Genomic DNA, 17,987 nt, shown 5'->3' with positions numbered 1-17,987 from the left:
CAACATCCATTTTATGGATGGCTTTCCGATACCCGTCTGTCATTATGGACGCGCTTATCGGCATAAAAACTATCAAGACTTAGCAGCTTTTAGCTACTGTGCGGCTAAGCAAGAGAGATACTATGGCTTTGAGGGACATTTGCTTGTTAACTTATCGGGCATGATTAAAGGCTTTACCTTTGCCCCTGCCAATGTTGATGAAAGAGCGGTTGCGCCTGATATTACTGACCATATTTATGGTTTGCTCGGTGCTGATAAAGGGTATATCAGCCCTAGTCTGACATCGTACTACAATGCTCAAGGCGTGGATTTACAAACGCCACTCAGAGCCAACATGAAAGAGGATAGACCCAAACCTGTGGTAAGACAGCTGATGAAAGTCCGCCGTATCGTTGAAACAGTCATTGGTCAGCTATCAGAACGATTTAACATACAAAGAGTGAGAGCAAGAGATTTATGGCATTTGTCTCATCGATTGATTCGTAAGATTCTTTCACACAATCTGTGCTTTGTACTCAACAAAAAACTTGGTAATCCGCCTCTTCAGTTTGAATTGCTTATTTCAAGTTGAGAGTGGGGTATAACTCTTAAACTTACTTCTAAGTATCCGCACTTAACAAGGACTGTTGCATTGAAACCTATTTATCTACCCTTAGTTTTTAGCCTTCTCGCCATATCAGGATGTAGTGACAAAAATAATGCTGAAGTGACGCCATCGTCAGTAAGTGAAAAAAAGGCAGCCGATACTGCTGAAGTTGAAAATGATAAAAAAGAAGAAAAGTGCGTTGTACCTGATGTAGAGGGCTACGATAAAGTCGGTTGCTTAAGAGACGGGCTTGCAGGGGTGATTAAGCAGAGTAACGATGAATATGACAAAACCAATAGAGTGGGCTATATCGATAAAGACGGACAATTAATTATTCCGTTTGAGTTTGATGCGATCGTGGCAGGAGAGGGTGGGGAGTCGTTAGAGTTTAATGACTTTTCAGAAGGCTTGGCTGCTGTCAGTCAAAACGATCAATATGGTTTTATTGACACCAAGGGCAAAGTTGTTATAGAGCCAAAGTACGAGTGGGCAAGCAGTTTCTCTGATGGACTTGCTATTGTCAGTGCTGAAGGTCTGTATGGTGCTATTGATAAACAGGGTAAAACGGTTATCCCGTTTGAATACCAAGCTTTAGCTGATTTCCAAGAGGGCTTTGCCACAGCTGCTCATCCACCTAAAGATCCAGAAGATTATGAAAGTAAATATGGACTGATTAATAAACAAAATGAGGTGGTCATACCCTTTATGTATGAAAGTATGGGCAACTTAAGTGAGTCGCTCATCGCCGTTAAGAAAGACGGTAAATGGGGTTATGTTGATACAAAAAACAAAGCGATTATTCTGATAACCTTAAAATATGAAACGGTCAATGATTTCTCAGATGGCTTGGCTGCTGTCTTTAGCTACGAAGAAAACAGTGATAATCTTAAATACGGATACATTGATAAGACAGGTAAGCTTGTAATCCCCATGCAGTTTATTAAGGCTTATTGGGATGATAGTGAAGGCATCATAGATTTTAATAACGGTATTGCTGTTGTTAATGATAAAGAGGGCCGTACCTTCTGCATTGATAAAAAAGGTAGTGAAACTCAATGCCCAGATGGTATAGGCGTTACTGATAATCAACTCGATGATGAGGCTAATAACTTAGATGAGAAAGCTTCAGAAGCGAAGAGTGCTGATGCCCCACAATTTGTTGCGATAACTGATTATATTGCCTTAAAGCCTAATGAGAATTGGACGTGGGATAAACTAGCGGCGATACCCTATGCGAAAGAATGGTTTGAGAAAACACCGGTTAAAAATGGCTATCGTCCCGAGGATCCAAACTATTCTATCAGTGCAAGTTTAAATGAAACCAGTTCGATGTCAGCATATGGTACCAAGAGACAGCCGAATATTATTACTCTTGGTTCAGGTCAAGGTGTTATGGAAGATGAGCTTCTCAGAGGTGTTTATGAGATTAGCGACTTCTTTAGTCAAAAAGACTTGACCCGTATTCCGTCTAATTGTGATGTTGATTCAGGTTTTGTCCAAAAGTTTTATAAATGGGAAAAGAAAGGGTTTCAACCCTTGTATATTTATGATGCCATAATGCCTGGTAATTCTGGTACCAGTGCAGAATTTGGCATTGCAAAAAGTTTAGAAGAGTTTTTTAAGCCTGAATATAAGCATCTGAACCTAGAGCTACAAAATATTAATAACAATTATGACGAAGTTGTTTGTACCTTTAAATAATCAGAAATGTGCTTTTAATATTATGAACAAGGACAGGTAAGTTTATATTTTAAAGATAATGACTTACATATTCTATTCAGAAAAAAGGACGGTTACTTGCACTTATTAAGCCTCATACTCATCGAATAACCCTCTTAACGTCGTCAAGAGGGTTACTTTCAGCAAGCAATATTAGCGTTTTTAAGTAAAAGCTTATCAGCTCAATAAATTTTTTAAAATAATCGAGATACAATTATGAATAAATACCTACTGGCATCACTGTTTTTGGTACCGTCGTTAAGCTTTGCGAGTAATTTTTCTGAAGTTTTTGATACACGCCCAGTGATACCAACCGTCGAAAAAATGCGTAACAATACTTGGACGTGGAAAAACTTTGCCAATTTGCCAAATATGGGTAAATTAGAACGGGATAGCGAAAATAAAAATCGTTATACAATGACGCAAACTATTCGTGAAGATAACCCCCAGACCACGATTACTTTTTACGGGAATAAAGAGCGTCCAGAAGTTGCCGTAATAGAATCTCGTACATGGGGAGCGGGCAATACCCAGAGCTCAAAATTCGTTAGACTGGATAAACTAAAAGGTAATGTTCCATTAAAAAGTAACTGCAACTTTAAAAACGTTTCCGTTAGCGAAACTAGCGATGATGGTGAAGGTCGTAGTTACGAAACAGGAGCATCAGTAGACTTTCAACAAGCTTATATGATGCCAAAAAATATCGCCTCGCTCTCTCCTGCTAAAAATGACTTATATTTAGCTAGCTCACAGATTGAGAGCTATGTGGTAACAAGTACATTTCAAACCCAAGGTTACACTATGTCTATAGTCACTCCTGAAAAAAATAAATTAGGTCAGTTTATTAATAAGTATGGCTGGGACACCAATAGCAAAGGCAAAAAGATAACTTGTAATGTAAGTTAATTAATCCCAATGAATGTCGAAACCTTGTATGTATCAAGGTGAAAAAAGCCAGGCAACCCAAGCTGCCTGGCTTTAAAATTTGAACGACTTATCTATGATTATGTTCCCGCCATACAGCATGCTCACATACCTCACAGCACCAACGCTCTTTTGAGCGCATATACGGAATGTCTGCTGGTATCTGTAAAGGGCACACATAACCGCAGTATTCGCATCGGACATCATCTAAGTAAGCAAAACATTCACCGATTGTCTTGAATAGTACTTGTGGGCTTATTTTATACTTTTCACAGACCGCTTCTACATGTGCGATATAACCACTTTCGTTATCATAAGGCGACTTGTCTGACGTTGCCTTAATGTGGGTCATCAATGAAGCAAAAAATACTGGAGTAGGCTTTAAAGTGCCTAATGCCTGCCTACAAGAAAGTGACTAAACCTATCATTGATGACAGTGTTGCGGTATTGAAAGTATTGGGAATTGAAGCGAATATATCTCAGTTTGATCCTTCTAGAGGGTTTCTATAGGTAAAGCAAAGCATCAAAGGATCTAGCCAGTTTGTCACTCAATCCCATCTAAAATTAAACTGGGTAAATACAGTACAGTTTCAGGGTAGAAAACAAAATAAATTTAAGAAAATAAAAGAGATTTCAGAAGCAATGGCGACAGCGAAGTCCTGTAGCAGTGGTCAGCTGATTTGTATTGGTAAGTCTAAACAGCAATATCGAAAGGAATATAGGGCGCTGAAGGCAAACGATACTATTTTATATGACACCAGTAAGGCAGAGAAAATAAGAATAAACTCATACGTTCAATGGCTAAAGGATAAAGGCTATGCAATCGGCACTAGTAACAACTTATCAAGTAATTAGAAAGCGTATTCAGCTTATAAAGCGATTCCGCCTTTTACTGTTAAGCAGTATAACCTTAACGGCCTGCGCATCAACTAATGTAGAAGGTATAAGTGCGGGTGGGGAAGATTCTTTAATAGTCATTAAAAATACGAGCATATTTAAGAAATGCAAGCCGAGACATCCATACGAAGATAATAATGCTGAGTATTTCGTCGGGGTAAGCTGTGTATTTGAAGGTAAGGCTCCTGATAAATTCACTATCACTTATGCCGTCTGGTTTGATGATGAAGAAGATACTAAACGATTTCAAGGGAAACAAATTCAAGTCAATGAACCGCCCCGGTATTGTCGGAGACTCAACATTCTGAGAGAATACAACGATGAAAACACGACACTACACCCCCGAGATTAAAGACCGCGCCGTTCGCATGCTGATTGAAGCATTAAGCGACTATCCTTCCACCTGGCCAGCTATTCAAGCAATTGCACCTAAGATTGGCTGTACGCCTGAAACCCTGCGGTCATGGCATAAAAAGCACATAGATCAAACTATTCCTGCCTCAGTGCAAGCCCAAAGCCAAGAGCAACGTATTAAAGAGCTTGAACGCGAGAATAAAGAGCTCAAGCAAGCCAATGAGATTATACGTAAGGCTGCTGCTTTTTTCGCCCAGGCGGAGCTCGACCGCTGACTAAAATCATGATTCAATTCATCGACGATCATAAGAATAATTATGGGGTCGAGCTGATCTGTAGAGTATTACCGATTGCCCCATCAACCTATCACCGTGCTAAAGACTTGGAGAGCTACCCTGAAAAACGCTCACTGCGCAGTCAACATGACGACTTTTACATCAGCGAGATTAAACGTATCTGGCAGGACAGCAAATGCCGTTACGGTGCGCGTAAAGTATGGCAGCAGATGAAAGCTGACGGGTTAAAGGTTGCTCGTTGTACCATAGAGCGTTTAATGAGACAGCATGGCCTACAAGGTGTCTGGCGCGGTAAGGGTAAAATAACAACTCACAGCCGTGATGATCAAAAGCGTGCTGATGACCTAGTCAATCGTAACTTTAGCGCTCATCGCCCTAACCAGCTCTGGGTGGCAGACTTTACTTATATCAAGACGATAAGCGGCTGGGTGTATACCGCTTTTATTATTGATGTGTTTGCTCGCGCTATTGTGGGCTGGAAAGTATCTAATCGTATGAACACAGATATGGTGATGGCGGCGTTAAATCAAGCAATAGCAGATAGAAACTATCCCAAAGATGTGATTCATCACAGTGATCGAGGGGTTCAGTATTTATCCATTCGCTATACTGATAAAATGGCTACATGCGGTGTTATAGCTTCTGTCGGTACGACAGGCGATTCATACGATAATGCATTAGCTGAAACGGTCAACGGGCTTTATAAGTCTGAGGTGATTCATTATTTAAAACAGAACTGGACTGGTGTGAACGATGTTGAACTGGCAACCCTTGAATGGGTCGATTGGTTTAACAAAACACGACTGCATAGCACGATTGGTTATGTGTCACCTTTTGAGTTTGAAAAGCGGTATTATGATAATTTAATCCTGTCAGGCATTGCTGCCTGACTAAAGTAAATCAGCCTCCGATAAAGTCGGGGCGGTTCACAATGTTGAAGATAGCGATGTATCAGCAGTAAACTATATAACTATAGATGGTCAAGTTGTGTCTAGAACTGAATGGATAGCGCTTGGTAATAAAAACAGGAACCAAGCCATCGCGCAATTACCTGCCTCTGCATGGCAAACCTATACTGTCGATGTCAAAAGTACTTTAAAGAAATATGAAGGCAAAACGCCTGAGGGTAATCCTATGGGTATTGCTATACCAATTGGCTGGGGTATATATTATCCCAGTCTATTTCCGAATCTAAAAGATAGAACTTTAAGTTTAGATATACGTATAGATAAAGAAGGCAATGTTAAATTAAAAGAAGAGTACAGATGGGAGAATGAGCTGCAAGGGAATCCTTATTCTTAGCTCTGCAATAGTGTAGTGGCACACTAAATTTGGACTATATTTAAGAGAAAATATATTGCATACGAAAAAGCCAGGCAACCCAAGCTGCCTGGCTTTAAAATTTATAATAACTTATCTACTATTATGTTCCCGCCATACAGCATGCTCACATACCTCACAGCACCAACTGTCTTTTGAGCGCATATACGGAATGTCTGCTGGTATTTGTAAGGGACAAACATAGCCGCAGTACTCACAAAGCACATCATCTAAATAAGCAAAACATTCACCGATTGTTTTGAATAGTACTTGTGGGCTTATTTTATACTTTTCACAGACGGTTTCTACATGTGCGATATAATCACTTTCGTTATCATATGCCCAGTAATCCTCACAGATTTTTAAATCGCGTGCGTTCTGCGTCATATTTGGCTGAAGTTTTACACTCATCACATTCTCCTTAGTAGCCGCCATAGCCAGACTGCGGTAATAGCTCGTAAAGCTCGCTCTGAAGCTGACAACACATATCCTCAATCACATAGTCAAGACTGGCATCTAAGCGCTTCTGCACCCATACACGCAGTGCCATATCGTTATCAAAGCAGCGCTTCACTCCCAAGAAGCGTGCGAGGTTATGACCCGATGAAATATACAACTCACGCATCAATGCATTAGCAATAAGGTTCGCATCTTCACTGATCGCGCCATCCCGTTTAAACTCGCTAAACAGCTCTTCAAAATTAATGATTTTCATTGTGACGTATCCTTGTCAGTTTGTGCATTCGTGATGAGTGCTTCAGTGTCAGAGCTATTCGATGCGCTGGTTAGCTTCTCCTTGCTCGCCAGTAGCAAGTTATCCATTGCTGAGCCATCCTGTCGGGTAATATCAGGCACATAACGGCTATACACCCGAAACAGCATCTCCGTACTGCTGTGACCCATCTGCCGAGCTATCCACTCAGGGTTCTCACCAGCAGCCAGCCAAAGCGTTGCTGCCGTGTGCCGAGTCTGATAAGCACGCCTATGTTTAAGACCGAGCAGGGCAAGCGTAGGTTTCCATACCCGCCGGTTCACATTGCGATACTCCATCGGATTGCCTTGTGAGTTGCAAAACACAAACTCTGACTTACCATAGGTACGTGCTTTCTGCTCCAATAGGGCGTCATACACTAACTGTGACATCGCAATATCACGTTGTGAGCCCAACGTCTTGGTTGGCCCCATCTCACCGTTTACTAACGCACCACGGATACTTATCTCACGGCGATTAAAGTTAATACAGTCCCACTTAAGCCCATCGATCTCACTGGTACGCATCCCTGTAAAGAAGCGAATGGTATAGTAAGGCTTATAGTCCGCGCGTACATGCTTTAAAATCAGCCATACCTCACTCAATGTAAACGGATTTACATCCGGACGAGCTTGCTTGAGATTCTTAATATTTTTATAAGGCATCTCAAACTCATGGCGATCTGATGCTTCTTCTAGTATCATACGAAGAAGTATCATGATCTGATTGATTCGTGCTACTGACAGACTTGACTGACCATCTTTACCGTAACGAACTTTGGCGAGGGAGCTACGGAAGGTCAGCAAGTCTGGTTTTTTTATCGCATGTACTGCTTTGCCACCAAACTCAGGTAACAAGTACTTATTTAAAATAATCTGCGTCTTTTGACGATAGCTTGGCCGCCATTCAATCTTCTTCTCCTCATACCAAATCTCGGAAAACTGCTTAAAGGTAGGGTTACGACTGATACAAGCTTCCGCTCTATCAGCCAGTGCTGTCATCTCTTTTAAACGCGTACTCTTCGGAAAGTAAGCGCCATAGTCAAAGATACCGAGGGTTATTTCTGCATCTATCTTTTTCAAAACAGTCGCTAATTTTTTTCTGTTAGCTGGATTATCTTCCAAGCTAGTCTTTTCTCGACAACGTATACCTAGGTAGTAGAAGTCGGCAATTAGTTTGCCAAACCGTCCTTGTATAGTAGCCATGATAAATCTCCTTCTATTATTGAAGTGCCATACCGTTGATGGCGCTCATAACCGGCTTGCACATATCCTCTTCGATACGCTCCCATACGTAAAGAATCTTGCGACCGCCAAAAGGGCGTATGTAGTGAATGTTTTCAATCAAAACGGTGTCTTTCATTTGATTGCGGATAGTACGTGCGTCGTACTTGATGCGTTCGGCTAACTCATCAGTTGTTAAATAAGTATTGCTCATGGTATTTACCTCTTTTCAGTTATTAAGTCATTGCATTAAGTGATAGAATAAAAATTATTTTATCAGTCTGTAAAAATGCATCTTTGAAGTATCAGCTATTATTTACCCGCTTAGAGGTAATTAGTAACCGATTTGTGTACTATATTGTCTCTTTACCTCAATGTAAAGCATTTTTACCCGAAAAGAGGTATTAATTATGATTGTGTCTAAACTCCCTGTAATTTTGGCAGAGAAAAAGTTGCGTGTAGCAGATGTTGTAAGAGCAACAGGTATGAGTAAATCAACACTTCATAAGCTATACAATGAAGAGTCCTCAAGAATTGATTTCAATACCATCGACCAGTTATGTGAGTTTTTAGATGTGCAGGTGGGTGACTTATTTATTTATAAGCCAAATAATAAAGATGATGAAGAGTCTTGAGGATCTACAAAGTTGAAAGAAGTGGCAGAGCCATATATATAATGCGTTTCAAGGTGTGAAATTAAGGTTGGGGTTATTATTAATAATTGCTTTTTCATGATTTGGTCACGTTTTGGTCACGCAATGAGCTTAATTTGCAAAAGCAGTGAAAAAGTAAAAACCATGCTAAAAAATATTTTCTTAGGATGGTTTTTTATAAAGATAAGAATAATAAGTTGGGGTCAATTACGAAATCAGTATTTATAGCATGGGCACGAAATGGTCACGTTTTGGTCACGGTGCTGATTTTTGAGCTTTTAATATGTTAGATAAACTTAGCAATTAGACTGAATAGCTCATGCTGAAAAACGCTATAACCCTTGAAAATTGGACAAAAAAAAGCCTCACTATTAAGAGGCTTTTTTTCAATTTACATCATACAACTTCATAACTTAAGGAATAACAAAATAACCCTTTAAAGCCTTTATTCTATTGATATTGAGCATTTATAGATATATCATGTACTACAACGTACAACATTATTCTATAATATAAAACATTCCAAATGGCTACCAAAGTGGCTACCAGAATGGCTATCAAAAAGGGTTAAGGCAATGGCAAAGCAAGAGATAAAACTAGACTCACAAATACCAAAGGTCATAAGAGAAGCTACTCAAGCTGGCAAGACAACTATTTATCCTATTGCTGGCTATAAGGGCTTAGAGCTAAGAGTTAGACCGCATAAAGATAGCCCAGACGCTACAGCCGACTTTAGACATCGCTATACCCACCCAATTACTGGCAAACGCCCTTATATGACGCTAGGACAATACCCAGCGTTAAGCCTTGCCGATGCCCGTCAATATCACAACGACAATATGCAACTGCTAGCCAAAGATATAGACCCTTTAGAGAACAAAGAAACACAGAAACGGCAAGAAATAACCGATCGTCAAAACATACTTAATCATTTCATTAATGAGTGGCAAGCATTACAGGATAGTAAGAACCTGAGCGCAAAAACAATATATAACAATCAGCTACTAATTAAGCCCATCAAACAAAAACTAGGGCATATGAAAGTAACAGATATAACGCCAAGTATCGTTATAAGGTTTATTCAAGATATACAAAAAACGCATCTCAACAAAGGGTTAAGGGCTAAGATCATACTTAAAAGCATTTTACAAATAGCTAAGGCTCATATGATTATTGAGTACAACCCAGCAAGCGACCTACAAGGAACGCTTAAAAGCCCCAAAACACAACACCGCCCATCATTAACAGACCCTAAAGAGTTTGCCGAACTGCTAAGAGATATTGACCAGCTAGACGATGCAAGCCAGCTTTATAATAAAAGAATATTACAGCTATTATCGCTTACGTTTGTTCGCATTGGTGATGCTTGTACTATGAAATGGAGTGATATTAACTGGCTTAAAAAACAATGGGAGTTTAAACCGCAAAAGTCTGGCAATAGAGGCGATATGGTGGCCAGTATCGTTATACCACTAGCACCGCAAGCCATTGCTATATTAGAGCAGATGCAAGCCTTAACAGGTGATAGCGAGTATGTATTTCATAACCCTAGACGCAAAAAAGAGCCTTACCACCATACCCAAGAAATCAACAAAGTATTAAATAGTGATCTAATGAATAACGGACTAGGCTATAAAGATATTCACAGCCCACACGGTTTTAGAAGTAGCGCAAAAACTATGCTAATGGAGCGGCTAGGTTACGATGAACTGATAACCGAACTGGCACTAGGCCACCGCATGCTTAACGCTTATGGCACTGCTTATAGCCGTATGGATTTACTACATCAAAAAGCTAATATGATGACAGCATGGGCGAACTACCTAGACGATATTAAAGCAGGTAAGTTTGACAATGTTATTCATGCTGATTTTAAGAAAGCAGCCAAACAGAACCACGGCTAAAACCTAACCAACAAAACCCACCAATGGAGATCAACACAATGAATGATATTAACCATGAAAGCACAATTGCTATTAACGCTTTTTGTCTAGATGACTTGCATACAGACATGCTTTATCAAGTCGAACGCATAGAGCACGTTATCGCAGTGGCAAGGCTGGCAAGTGAAAGCGGCAACATAGCGCAGTTAAAAGGCGCTATTAATGTGATGATAGAAAGCCTAGAAAATACAGCGGCAATGATACAGAACGACCATGAAAGCATGACCCATTTAATCAATGATAGCGCAGTTATTAACCCCAAAATTGGAGCATAAGCCATGATGATTTTAGATGCCAAACCAACACGCCAGCAATTAGATGACCGCTCATTTTGGGATAATCTACCGCCAGATGGTGCAGAATATGACGGCTTTGAATACTCACCTTGTTATTCTATTTTACAAGATGGTGAGCCTATCGACTTTAAAACAGATGACGGCAAAACATTAATGAACTCATTCCCTTATGAGTTGGCAGTTACAGAGATGCAACGCCTATCTAAAAAGCATGACAATATCACTTTAAAGATCACTGGCTATTATGAAAGCCTAGTAAGACGCGATAGACGATTAACAGCATAACTCTATCTAGCGGATAACACCGCTACAATGACCATGCAAGGCTAGGACTAATTACCCGAACGCCAGCTATTTCATGCCTTAAGCTGGCATGCCTTGCACCTATTCTTATTAAGGTATGAATGACAAGTAAGGCATGATTATGGACTTTCTTAAATCCTTTAAGAAGAAGAAAAATGAGTTTAATAAAGAATATATTAATGTTTGTGTCTTCATTGATAAAATTCACAATGAAGAACATGAACAGATAGCCAATATTGCTTTAGCTATGCAATATTTTGAATTACAAGATAAAGTAAGCACCTTTACTGTAGATGATAAACTCACTGCCACCCTAAATAAATCGAATGATACATTTAAGGAGTTTTCTAATAGATTAGTAGCTTATGGTTATGACTATACAGGCGGTATTAAAAAAGATGAATATCTGACATATAAGAACTTATATTTGAAGAAAAAAGAGATTGAAAGCATACCTGAATTTAAAGATACAATTAAAGAAAAGGATAACAATGCTGATGGGTATGAAACCTTTTCTAGCTTCTTGAAACTATGGGATAGCCCTAAATCCATACAAAATCATTCTCATGTTTCATTGCTTGAAGCTGCTTGTCTTATATCAAGGGATTATCCTAGAAGTATTTCTGAAAGAATTGGAGCTTTGGACATAACCGAAGACTGGGATTTTATTTCAGCTAGGAAATACATAATCGAAAACATCAAAAACGAGCGTTTATATATTGATGAACAATGGCTAGGTATTCCTACATATTTACTTAAATTAGTTTTATTTGAAGATGAAAAGATCATTAAAGGGTTTAATGACGATATTTTAACTAGTGTCTATGATGAACTTATAAGCCCTACAATAAAACTTATATTGAAAGATGATGATGATTTTAAATTACCTTTAGAAATAAATATACCGCCCAATATGATAGATAACGTTATGAATAGTTATCCAATGGCACTGGAAAAGAAAGTAAAAAATCTCGAAGAAAGGCTTGAAAAGTACGAAGCTGCAGAAAATGACTTAAATATTAAGGATAGTGCTCTTCTTCTCATAGCTACAATGAAAGATATGCTTTTGAATACTGAGATTACAGGTTATTTATTTCAAAGTGATACAGATAAGGGTAAAAAAAGTCCTACTCAAAGTGCATTAACAGAATATATAGACTCAATGAATATTAACGGTTTAAAAGCTAGAGTAGTTAATAATCTTCTTTCTGATGCTAACAAGAAAATGAATGAGAACGCTAAAAAATAGTTAAATTGCATCTGCAATGCCTAAATTGCATCTGCAATGACTTACAACGCCCCACACCGCACAATAAGCCTTAACAACTTTCATTAACTGAATAGGAGTTAAGGCAATGCCTAACACTACCCACGCAGCACCCACCAATAAGCTAAATCTAGCTTATCTATTAGCGAACCCAAAAGAGCTTTATCAGGTTAAGCAAATAGCTGATGTATTCCAAAAACACCCTGAAACCATTAGACGCTGGATCAAAGCTGGCACGATAACAAAGCCCTTATCTATCAATGGCGTTTACTACTTTAAAGGTAGCGATATTGTGGAATATTTAAACGCTACTAATGAGGGGGCTTAGTCATGGATAAGCCAAAACGCAGCCAAAACCAAATAATCAAAGACCATCTTTTAACTGGTCAATCAATCACACGCTGGCAAGCTATCGAACTTTATAGAATAGCCACGCTACCCACTCGCATTAATCAGTTAGAAAACACGGGCTTAACCATACAGCGCAAGCGAGTAGATCAAGACGGCAAGCATTGGAACGTTTATTGGATTGATGCCGATAATCTAGCTAATGAGGTGCAATCATGAGCCAATCAAACGACATATTAGAGCCGCGCCTAGTGGCAGTAGATAGCTATTATCTGTCTGTCATTGATGAACGCATACAAGATCTGTCAAACGATAGCGAGCACCTAGCAATGGCACTTAGTGCTATCAATACCGATGATGATGCAAGCCGTGGCGTTATAGTCGCTGTAAGGTCTGCCTTACTGGCTAATAGTGAGCTGGCAAGTATCGTTAGCGAGATGTTGAGTGGGCTTATCTTATTACCTGAAATCAAGGTGAATGACTATGAGTAATGACGACCTAGTAAACGAAGTCATAGACAGGTTAAAAGATGAGGGCTTTTTGATGATAACTGATGATTTTATTGACCAGCTAATCATTACCTTACATGCCAATGTGACCGCCATTAATAGCCTGATTGAGATCGTAGAAGTAGAAAACCAATTACTAGCTTTACGCTGTGCGTTACCGACAGGCAATAGGCAAGTGGAGTCATTGAAAGGGCTATCGACACGCATAGCAGAAATCGCTTTCAACGTTGAGGGGGTAAGAGATGAGCAAAGATAACAAAAGCAATTCAAAATCCAGCCACGGGCCGCACAGCAACAGCCAACCGCAAAAACGCGGCTTATTACTTAGGTTTATCGTCTTTATGGCATGGGTTATAGGCATTGGCTTACTAATATCATTAGTAGCTTGCCAGCCAAACAACCCAAAGATTTTTGTTATTGAGGAGGTGGCAGAATGAAAACCTACCCACCCAAACAGAGCCGTAAGCACGCCAAGCGCAAAAGCTACTACAAGAAGTATAGAGAGCAGCGCAAGCCGAACCAGTCAAAAGCAAGGGGTAATAAATGACCACCACACCAACCGACAGCCAAGAAAAAACCCACGGCAAGGTGGGCTTATCTGGCATTTTAGGCGACTATCCAATAGCAACTATTGAAGCACTATCAGGCTTTAATATTTTAGCCCAAAACTACCCATTATTGAACCCTAAAAGCTTGCTTGTTATTGATGACAAAGTGACACCAGTTAAAGGCGAATATGCAGGCGAAAGGCTAGACACAGTAGGCACTATAGGGCTAGTTTTGCACAACAAAGATTATGAGGCGGTAAGCTTACTATGCTTGAATGCTGATAATCATACCAAACCGATCATAACCGATACTAGCCAGCCGTCTGCTTACCTTATTGGCCCATTGAGCAATGATAGCGAGCTTATCGCAGTAAACAACCTTGATGATGGTATGGCGTTAGGCGAATGCCTAAAAAATGACCACGTAACAGTGGCTATTAGTCCTAATGAATGGCTGTTTAATGACACCGTTAAGCACTTATCACAAGATAGGCCCGTTACTATCTTTACGACATTAGACAAGGCAGACGAGGTAAGTAAGCCGCTGGCAGGTCATAACGTAAAGGTTATAGCGACCAGTGACAGGACAGTATTAGAGCATTTAGAATATACCAAGCTAAGCTATGCAAATATATTAGCCCTTGATGATACACAAGTCATTGAGCTAAGAAGCACAGCATGGCCAAACCCTGAACCGCTCGCAAGCGACCCAAGCAAACCGACACCCTACCCAATAGAAGCATGGCCGCCAATATTAAGAAAGCCAATAGAAGCGATTGCTTACTATACGCAAGTACCGTTAGCAATGGCAGGGCAAGCCGTTTTAGGTGCAATAGCCCATATAGGGCAAGCGCATATTGATGCACCGATGGGCAGCGAACACAAGCCAACGAGCCTTATTATCATTACAGAGGGCGAAAGCGGTACAGGCAAAACACAAGTAATGGGCCTAAGTCACTTTAAGATAGATCAGCATGAAAAGCAGCTATATTCTAATTATTTAAGTGACGTATCATCATGGGAAAATAATCTATTAAGCCTAAAAGGTAAAGACAGAGCCGCTTTTTTAGATGAAAACCCAAAGCCGCCTAACCCCGTTACTATGTTTGACGATGCAACGATTGAACCGCTTATTGATCGTTTTATTGATGGTGAGATGTATAACGCCAGTTTATCCACTGATGAAGCAGGCCAATTTTTTAATGGCCACACCATGAAAAGTGACACCGCTGGCAGTGCGTTAAGTGCGATAACCAAGCTTTATAGCAGTGGAATAGCAGGCCGCACACGCTCGCAAAAGAACGCTTACGCCAATCCAAGAACCAAAGCTTATGATGTGCGTATGACTTTTTTACTACAAGGACAGCGCGTAGTCTTAGAGAAAGCATTAACCGACCCACTGATGAGCGGACAAGGTTTTCTAGCACGGGCTATGATTGCTTGCCCTGAGGACTTACGGGGTAAAAGAGTATGGAATGATCCAAAGCGTAGAAATGACAGGCCACATGATAACCCTTGCTTAATAGACTACTGGTCACGCTGTCAAAGCTTACTTGACCCACTGCCAGCCAATCTACCAAACGACAGCACAGGCGCACCTAGTCGCATTAAAATGCAATGGGCAAGCAATGAAGCATTACAGGCTTTTGAGGACGGTATGCAAGCAATAGAGAACCGCCAAGCAAGCGGACAGGTTTTAGAATATCTCAAAGCTTACGCCTCACGTATGGCAGAAAATGCCACGCGCATAGCCTCACTAATGGCATTCTTTGATGGACGCAAAACCGTTACCACTGATGATATAAAACGCGCCTTTATGTTAGTGGAGTATTCAACTACTGAACGCTTACGTTATCTTGATGCAATGCCCACAGGCGAACAGAACGACAGTGAGAAGTTAAGCAACTGGCTAGTGGATAAAGCAAAAGGTAAAACACCGCATAAACTAGGTAGGACTTACATATCAAATAATGCACCTAGTCCGATGCGTAAAAACACCAAGCTATTGCAAAATGAGCTTGATAAGTTAGAAGCCGCTGGACATATCAAACAAGAATTAGAGGGCCGCATGAAAGTTATCTCTATTAATCCAAAACTTTATAAGTAATGTTTGATACCTAAGAAACCTTGCTTAAACTGCTTAATTAGCCTCTATCCTTTATGGTTAGGGGCTTTTTGTTAAGACAGCCAAATCTTAAGCTTGCTTAAACTGCTTAAACTGAACTTAAAACAGCCTATTAAAGATGAACTTAAGCAACTTAAGCAGACTTAAGCAAACGCCTATCTTAAGCCAATCGCTTACCATTCATACGTTACAGCCAATTTAAGCAACTTAAGCAGCTTTTTGTAGGTATAAAATGATATTGGCAGGCGTGACGATCATTAAGTATAGAAAAGCATAGATTAATTATATTCATGCTATTATAGAAAAGATGAATTTAACTAATGATTTAGATAACAGGTGAAAGTAGTCATGCCAGCACTTGCTACAACTCACAGCTTAAACGACTACTTAAAGTTACCTATCTCACGCTATCGTGAGCAGCTAAGACAAGGTAATGCTCAAAGTATCGAAGTAAGCTACACCCATCGCAGCAAACCCTATCAATACTCTATTCAGCTAACAAAAACATCATGCAACTATGGCGGTCATCGTTACTGGTGGCTTTGTCCTAAGTGTTATCAAAGAACATCGACCTTATATTGCGCTGGCTTGTATGTTTGCCGTCATTGCATTGGTGCAAACTATGGCAGTCAGTTACAGCAACCTATTGACCGTTTATTCAGTCGTGCTGATGCCATTAGACAGCGTTTAGGTTGGCAATCAGGCATTGCATACGGTAACGGCTCAAAGCCCAAAGGTATGCACTCAAAGACGTTTGACAGGCTAGTGAATGAGCATGACAGACTCACTGCTAAGATATGGCAGCAAACACTCGATAAACTAGGTTGCACCAGTTGAGGTTAAGCAATGAAAATACCTGATTTAAACGACCTGATAGCAGACTTGCAGACAGCAAAGCAGATAGCGATTGATGATCGCAAACCAAACGCCATAGTCACAGCCACAATGAGCCAAGCCAAGTTACTAGGCATGGATAACATGAGGGACGTAACACCGCATAACGGTCAGCCAGTCGTTTTTAATATCGCAGGTGTATCACCAGAGCCATTAACGCCTGAAGTGGCACTGGCAATCAGTAAGCGATTAGATGAGGAGTATTAAACCATGAGCAGATTAACGCTTGATGACCTACTTGACCAGTTAGAACAGGCAAGGCAAATGGCGATAGAGGAACGCAAGCCCACCGCCATGATACAAGCGACAGTTACGACAGCAAAGCTGCTAGGAATGGACAGACCACAGTTAAAAGACGTAAATGCCGATGCGGTGCAGACCATTAGCGACTTGATGAATGAATTGGCAAACGATGACCAGTTGCTAACTCAAAGGATAAGCCATGCAAAAGATGAATATTGATGACCTGATGACAGAATTAGACGATGCTAGATTGACCGCTAAGGAGAATGGCCAAGCGTCTGCTATGGTTGCTGCTACGATGAGCAAAGCTAAGCTACTGGGGCTAGATAAAGGTGATAGTGATAAGGACAGCGAGGTAATGCCCGTTAAGATTGTTATCCAAACGGTTGATGCTCGCAATCCTGATAGAGTGTGTTAGTTTTCGGACACGTTAGAGGGGGGTATTGTTTGGTATATTTACGCTCGAACCAACGGACACCCCACCTATTGCCACGCGCAAAATAAAACCCGTTTTAAAAATAGGTTAAAGCCCTAAGCATAGCGCAATCACTGCCAGCGCAAAGCCTACAACGTGCAACTGGTTAAAATAGACAAGTTAAGAAGTTAAGTAAGGTTAAAGCGGAAAGGCAACCCCTAAACTTTTAATTTCGCTTACGTAAAAATGTTACTTAAACGGTAGTAACCGCTTGCCAAGTCCTGAACAATCACACCGCCCTATGGCCACCAGTAAGCATAGGTAACTATGAAAATGGCTACCAAACTGGCTACCATATAGCAGGTAATTTAAG

25 protein-coding genes and 1 other annotated feature are annotated in these 17,987 nt (G+C 40.3%); of the genes, 21 read left to right on the top strand and 4 right to left on the bottom strand.

Going from position 1 to position 17,987, the window contains the following annotated elements; all coding sequences use genetic code 11:
* The 6 genes from IQ457_RS01155 to IQ457_RS01130 all read left to right on the top strand — a co-directional run.
* On the top strand, positions 1-571 hold a 571-nt coding region (locus tag IQ457_RS01155), incomplete at its 5' end, for an IS982 family transposase (RefSeq protein WP_200661750.1).
* Positions 572-631: 60 nt separating this feature from the next.
* Positions 632-2,287: a WG repeat-containing protein gene (locus tag IQ457_RS01150; protein WP_200661749.1), complete on the top strand. Its 1,656-nt coding sequence runs from the start codon at positions 632-634 to the stop codon at positions 2,285-2,287.
* Between the two features lie 234 nt (positions 2,288-2,521).
* Positions 2,522-3,211, top strand: a complete 690-nt coding sequence (locus IQ457_RS01145; RefSeq protein WP_200661748.1) for a hypothetical protein — start codon at positions 2,522-2,524, stop codon at positions 3,209-3,211.
* Positions 3,212-4,046: 835 nt separating this feature from the next.
* A complete protein-coding gene (locus IQ457_RS01140) occupies positions 4,047-4,478 on the top strand; it encodes a hypothetical protein (protein WP_200661747.1) in 432 nt (143 codons plus the stop codon).
* A protein-coding gene (locus IQ457_RS01135; protein ID WP_200661746.1) for an IS3 family transposase occupies positions 4,447-5,666 on the top strand; the annotation gives its coding sequence in 2 pieces (ribosomal slippage) (positions 4,447-4,732 and positions 4,732-5,666; 1,221 coding nt in all). Before IQ457_RS01140 ends, IQ457_RS01135 begins: the two co-directional genes overlap by 32 nt.
* Positions 4,722-4,838: a sequence feature (AL1L pseudoknot), on the top strand. It overlaps the preceding gene by 117 nt.
* Positions 5,667-5,763: 97 nt before the next feature.
* The gene (locus IQ457_RS01130) at positions 5,764-6,078 is read left to right on the top strand and encodes a hypothetical protein (protein ID WP_200661745.1); all 315 of its coding nucleotides are present in this window, start codon (positions 5,764-5,766) and stop codon (positions 6,076-6,078) included.
* A gap of 111 nt (positions 6,079-6,189) precedes the next feature.
* Here IQ457_RS01130 and IQ457_RS01125 read toward each other — a convergent pair whose 3' ends face one another.
* The 4 genes from IQ457_RS01125 to IQ457_RS01110 are packed head-to-tail and all read right to left on the bottom strand — an operon-like array spanning position 6,190 to position 8,284.
* Complete coding sequence (locus IQ457_RS01125) at positions 6,190-6,507, bottom strand: hypothetical protein (protein ID WP_242465309.1); 318 nt, start codon at positions 6,505-6,507, stop codon at positions 6,190-6,192.
* Positions 6,508-6,517: 10 nt separating this feature from the next.
* Positions 6,518-6,811 carry a hypothetical protein gene (locus IQ457_RS01120; RefSeq protein WP_200661743.1) on the bottom strand — a complete coding sequence of 98 codons (294 nt, stop codon included), beginning with the start codon at positions 6,809-6,811 and terminating at the stop codon, positions 6,518-6,520.
* On the bottom strand, positions 6,808-8,052 hold the full coding sequence (locus IQ457_RS01115; RefSeq protein WP_200661742.1) for a site-specific integrase: 1,245 nt from the start codon (positions 8,050-8,052) through the stop codon (positions 6,808-6,810). Before IQ457_RS01115 ends, IQ457_RS01120 begins: the two co-directional genes overlap by 4 nt.
* A 16-nt stretch (positions 8,053-8,068) precedes the next feature.
* On the bottom strand, positions 8,069-8,284 hold the full coding sequence (locus tag IQ457_RS01110) for a hypothetical protein (RefSeq protein WP_011513303.1): 216 nt from the start codon (positions 8,282-8,284) through the stop codon (positions 8,069-8,071).
* Positions 8,285-8,480: 196 nt separating this feature from the next.
* On the opposite strand from IQ457_RS01110, the gene IQ457_RS01105 reads away from it, so the two are divergent.
* The 15 genes from IQ457_RS01105 (at position 8,481) to IQ457_RS01035 (ending at position 17,617) form a co-directional block, all read left to right on the top strand.
* On the top strand, positions 8,481-8,705 hold the full coding sequence (locus IQ457_RS01105; RefSeq protein WP_062844818.1) for a helix-turn-helix domain-containing protein: 225 nt from the start codon (positions 8,481-8,483) through the stop codon (positions 8,703-8,705).
* Between the two features lie 593 nt (positions 8,706-9,298).
* Positions 9,299-10,627: a tyrosine-type recombinase/integrase gene (locus IQ457_RS01100; protein WP_200661741.1), complete on the top strand. Its 1,329-nt coding sequence runs from the start codon at positions 9,299-9,301 to the stop codon at positions 10,625-10,627.
* Positions 10,628-10,665: 38 nt separating this feature from the next.
* A complete protein-coding gene (locus IQ457_RS01095) occupies positions 10,666-10,941 on the top strand; it encodes a hypothetical protein (protein WP_200661740.1) in 276 nt (91 codons plus the stop codon).
* A gap of 3 nt (positions 10,942-10,944) precedes the next feature.
* Positions 10,945-11,247 carry a hypothetical protein gene (locus IQ457_RS01090; protein WP_200661739.1) on the top strand — a complete coding sequence of 101 codons (303 nt, stop codon included), beginning with the start codon at positions 10,945-10,947 and terminating at the stop codon, positions 11,245-11,247.
* Positions 11,248-11,386: 139 nt separating this feature from the next.
* A complete protein-coding gene (locus tag IQ457_RS01085) occupies positions 11,387-12,514 on the top strand; it encodes a hypothetical protein (protein WP_200661738.1) in 1,128 nt (375 codons plus the stop codon).
* A 106-nt stretch (positions 12,515-12,620) separates the two neighbouring features.
* A complete protein-coding gene (locus tag IQ457_RS01080; protein WP_200661737.1) occupies positions 12,621-12,860 on the top strand; it encodes a helix-turn-helix domain-containing protein in 240 nt (79 codons plus the stop codon).
* A 2-nt stretch (positions 12,861-12,862) separates the two neighbouring features.
* A complete protein-coding gene (locus tag IQ457_RS01075) occupies positions 12,863-13,099 on the top strand; it encodes a helix-turn-helix domain-containing protein (RefSeq protein ID WP_200661736.1) in 237 nt (78 codons plus the stop codon).
* Entirely contained in the window at positions 13,096-13,371 is a 276-nt protein-coding gene (locus tag IQ457_RS01070) for a hypothetical protein (protein ID WP_200661735.1), read from the top strand. The genes IQ457_RS01075 and IQ457_RS01070 overlap by 4 nt, the downstream gene beginning before the upstream one ends.
* Positions 13,364-13,645, top strand: coding sequence for a hypothetical protein (locus IQ457_RS01065; protein WP_200661734.1), 282 nt, complete (start codon positions 13,364-13,366; stop codon positions 13,643-13,645). Before IQ457_RS01070 ends, IQ457_RS01065 begins: the two co-directional genes overlap by 8 nt.
* Positions 13,632-13,826 (top strand): hypothetical protein, encoded by a 195-nt coding sequence (locus tag IQ457_RS01060; protein WP_200661733.1) that lies wholly within the window; start codon positions 13,632-13,634, stop codon positions 13,824-13,826. Before IQ457_RS01065 ends, IQ457_RS01060 begins: the two co-directional genes overlap by 14 nt.
* Before the next feature lie 106 nt (positions 13,827-13,932).
* Complete coding sequence (locus tag IQ457_RS01055; RefSeq protein ID WP_200661732.1) at positions 13,933-16,044, top strand: DUF3987 domain-containing protein; 2,112 nt, start codon at positions 13,933-13,935, stop codon at positions 16,042-16,044.
* 366 nt (positions 16,045-16,410) lie between these two features.
* Complete coding sequence (locus IQ457_RS01050; RefSeq protein ID WP_200661731.1) at positions 16,411-16,899, top strand: hypothetical protein; 489 nt, start codon at positions 16,411-16,413, stop codon at positions 16,897-16,899.
* Between the two features lie 9 nt (positions 16,900-16,908).
* Positions 16,909-17,163 (top strand): hypothetical protein, encoded by a 255-nt coding sequence (locus tag IQ457_RS01045; RefSeq protein ID WP_200661730.1) that lies wholly within the window; start codon positions 16,909-16,911, stop codon positions 17,161-17,163.
* A 3-nt stretch (positions 17,164-17,166) separates the two neighbouring features.
* A complete protein-coding gene (locus tag IQ457_RS01040) occupies positions 17,167-17,418 on the top strand; it encodes a hypothetical protein (RefSeq protein ID WP_200661729.1) in 252 nt (83 codons plus the stop codon).
* Positions 17,399-17,617 carry a hypothetical protein gene (locus tag IQ457_RS01035; RefSeq protein ID WP_200661728.1) on the top strand — a complete coding sequence of 73 codons (219 nt, stop codon included), beginning with the start codon at positions 17,399-17,401 and terminating at the stop codon, positions 17,615-17,617. Before IQ457_RS01040 ends, IQ457_RS01035 begins: the two co-directional genes overlap by 20 nt.
* Positions 17,618-17,987: the final 370 nt, after the last annotated feature.

It is taken from the genome of Psychrobacter sp. M9-54-1 (assembly GCF_016613355.1).
In the GTDB taxonomy this organism is placed as follows: domain Bacteria; phylum Pseudomonadota; class Gammaproteobacteria; order Pseudomonadales; family Moraxellaceae; genus Psychrobacter; species Psychrobacter faecalis.
This window is presented reverse-complemented; position numbering and strand designations above follow the sequence as displayed.